The sequence below is a fragment of the Pseudomonas sp. GM24 genome (assembly GCF_000282235.1).
Classification (GTDB): domain Bacteria; phylum Pseudomonadota; class Gammaproteobacteria; order Pseudomonadales; family Pseudomonadaceae; genus Aquipseudomonas.
The window spans coordinates 1-520 of sequence record NZ_AKJR01000389.1 but is presented as its reverse complement, the minus strand read 5'-3'; the positions used below and the strand labels follow the sequence as shown (position 1 = coordinate 520).

At 63.3% G+C, this 520-nt stretch carries 1 protein-coding gene; it reads right to left on the bottom strand.

Features of this window, described 5'->3' with window-relative positions:
- A partial coding sequence (locus PMI23_RS28550; protein WP_007950354.1) for an immunoglobulin-like domain-containing protein occupies positions 1-520 on the bottom strand: 520 nt, incomplete at both ends.

Sequence of the window (520 nt, the reverse complement as noted above, 5' to 3'; positions counted from 1 at the left end):
CGCGGTACCGGTGGTCTGGCCGACACCGATGGTGATGGTCTGACCGTTGGCCAGGGTCACGACAACCGGCGAGCCGGTGACTGGCGCGCCGACAGTCGCGGTGTAGGTGACGTTGCCGCCTTCAGCTGCCGACTCTGTCGCCGTCAGCTTCACGGTGGTGGTGTCGATGGTGTCGGTGACATTGGTCACGGCCGGCGCGGTGCTCGGTACCATATTCTCGAAGTTGCCGCCGGTCGCGGTCGAAATGGTTGCTTCGACTTTGCCTGCGTCTTTGTATACGTCATCCGCTGGCGCTGCGACGGTGACGGTGCCGGTGGTTTTACCGGCGTCTATGGTGATCACGGCGCCGTTGCTCAGCGTCACGGTCACTGGTGAACCGGCGGCGTTGGTCAAAGTAGCGGTGTAGACAATCGAACCGCCCTCGGCAACGGAACCGGTCGCACTGAGCGACAGATTGGTGGTGTCGACGGTGTCGGTGACCGTGGTCGAAACCGGGGTCTTGTCGGCCACCAGGTTTTCG